The sequence below is a fragment of the Faecalibacterium longum genome (assembly GCF_040094125.1).
Classification (GTDB): domain Bacteria; phylum Bacillota; class Clostridia; order Oscillospirales; family Ruminococcaceae; genus Faecalibacterium; species Faecalibacterium longum.
In genome coordinates, this window is sequence record NZ_JBBNIH010000025.1 from 1 (window position 1) to 2,091 (window position 2,091).

A 2,091-nucleotide genomic window follows, 5' to 3' on the forward strand; every position below is an offset into this window, starting at 1 on the left:
CGGATGGTGTAATAATAGAGGTTGAGAGTTCGTCACATTATTTGGGGTCATTTAGTGAGAAAAATGATTCTTCCACACTGGCTGAATTTTTGCCCACGCGCTTGTTGTCATTTACAAATGTGTGGGCACTTTTTTGTTGAAGCGTCCAAAGCTGACAAGATTTTGAACTTTTTTCAAAAAAGCTGTCACAAACACAGTGTGAACTACGTTGACTAAACAAAAGCTCCTGCTGGAGTACACAAAATGGAGGTTATGTCTGATGAAACGATTTCAAATAGTGATTCTCACAATCATGCTGGCCAGTTTATCCGCCTGCGCAACAAATTCGCTACCGTCATCCTCCACCGAATCCTCTGTTTCCATATCGGTATCAAATCCACAAGATTTTTTATCAGAACTTGAGGATATGGAAACGGGTCAAATATTAGAAGAACTTAAAATTTCAGATGGCGGATATACCGAAGATTGTTTTTCGGTATTGTCTAAGCGGCTTGTTGAATTTCCAGAAGATACGCTTCGGATACTGAAGCATAGTAAGCTGATGACCGATGAGAAGTTTGAAGAACTTGTCATAACGGGAATTAGGTCAGAAATTTCCTATACTGGGTCAGATGAAGAAAAGAAGGCGCTTTATAAATATTTGAAGTCTGCATCTACAGGTGGAGAATATGCTGAAATGGCATCAAAAATTTTAGATGGATGGACATTTGAAGGTGAAAGAATTCCAAATCATAAAATTGAATTTTCTGCACAAGAATCGGAACAATCGAATTGCGCGATTTCCATTACACTTCCACAGGGGTGGAAATTTCAGGAGAAAACAAAAAAGTCAGACACCGAACATGAGCCGCTCATGCTTGCTGGATTGAATCCGCTGTACACCGTGTATGACATTTATGATAGTGATCACACACTTATCGGTGCAATTGGTTACAGCAATTATGAACCATACGAGGGAGATAAAGATTCCGTGCAGGTCGTATATTCTGCACTTCGGCTTGGGTCGGTCTACAGATTTGATACAGACAGCAGGTATGATGTGGTTAAAACAAACAAATATGGAACGACTGCACTTACAACAGTAGTTTATCAGGATGGTGCAAACGCTGAGCCTGTGAACAACTGGGGCATCCTCTCTTATAACAACGAGAAAGAATGCTTTGTTGCCGTTGAACTTGAATCGAATTCCGTGTCGGAAAGCCAAGTGTTAGAAATAGCAAAATCCATTGAGTTTTAGATTGCGTTTTGAACCACAAGAACTTGATAGCAACATCAAATAATCCAAGATAACAGCTGATCTGCCTGCTTGTGGGGCATGGCATTATTTGGTCACCAAAAGCTAACGCGGCCGTCCACTGTATTTCAATACAGAAACGGACGACCGCGTTAGCTTTTTTACGAGATGAGGTCTCTTTTTCTTTCTCTTAAGTCACCTAACCGCACTACCCTGCATCGCAACTGTTCACAATGCTGTCTACGTCCGGGCGGTGCATGAGTTTTTGCAGGATGCCAAACTGCTTTTTGGTGGACGCAGACACCAGATACTGCCACTTTTGCGGCAGGATGGGCAGGTCTGCGATGCTCCACTTGACATACTTGGCATCGTAGACATTGGGCGGAGCCAGCTCCACCAGATGACCAACGCACCAGCTGACAAGATAGCCGTTGCCCTCAAGGTAGCCGTCCTGCCGGTTGGTCGCACCGAGAACTTTTGCATAGGACATGGACACCGAGGGCTTTTCCGCCACGACTAATTTTGCGATAAAAATCACTCCAATCTGTTTCTGATTGCAATATGTACGGCGGCAAAATGCCGCCTTAAAATCAGATGGGTTCGGTATCTTCCTCACCGGGTTCCTCCGGCTCGTCCTCGGTGGGAATCTCGAAGTCGCCCTTGTCCTCGGTGTAGTTTGCATCGGGGTCGAGGGCTTCTTTTTCGGCCTGCTTTTTCTGCTTCTGCTTTGCGAAAGCGTAGAAAATGCCGCCTGCCGCCAGTGCAATCAGCACGACTACGCCCAGAAAGCCGGATGCGATCTTTGTGACCTTGTTTTCCTTGGGCTGTTCCTCGCCGGATGCCGCCGCTTCTTCTGC

Annotated in this window: 1 protein-coding gene and 2 pseudogenes; 1 reads left to right on the plus strand and 2 read right to left on the minus strand. The window is 45.0% G+C overall.

Features of this window, described 5'->3' with window-relative positions:
- The first annotated feature begins 259 nt into the window (after positions 1–259).
- Positions 260–1,237: a hypothetical protein gene (locus AAAU26_RS00210; RefSeq protein WP_015537336.1), complete on the plus strand. Its 978-nt coding sequence runs from the start codon at positions 260–262 to the stop codon at positions 1,235–1,237.
- 208 nt (positions 1,238–1,445) lie between these two features.
- On the opposite strand, the pseudogene AAAU26_RS00215 reads toward AAAU26_RS00210, so the two are convergent.
- Both AAAU26_RS00215 and AAAU26_RS00220 read right to left on the minus strand, forming a co-directional pair.
- Positions 1,446–1,724 (minus strand): annotated as a pseudogene (locus AAAU26_RS00215) (DNA topoisomerase); the annotation flags it as partial.
- Positions 1,725–1,824: 100 nt separating this feature from the next.
- A pseudogene (locus AAAU26_RS00220) lies at positions 1,825–2,091 on the minus strand (DUF4366 domain-containing protein); the annotation flags it as partial.

Coding starts and splice junctions, on each gene's coding strand:
- AAAU26_RS00210 (WP_015537336.1), top strand. CDS start 260: ATGAAACGATTTCAAATAGTGATTCTCACAATCATGCTGGCCAGTTTA.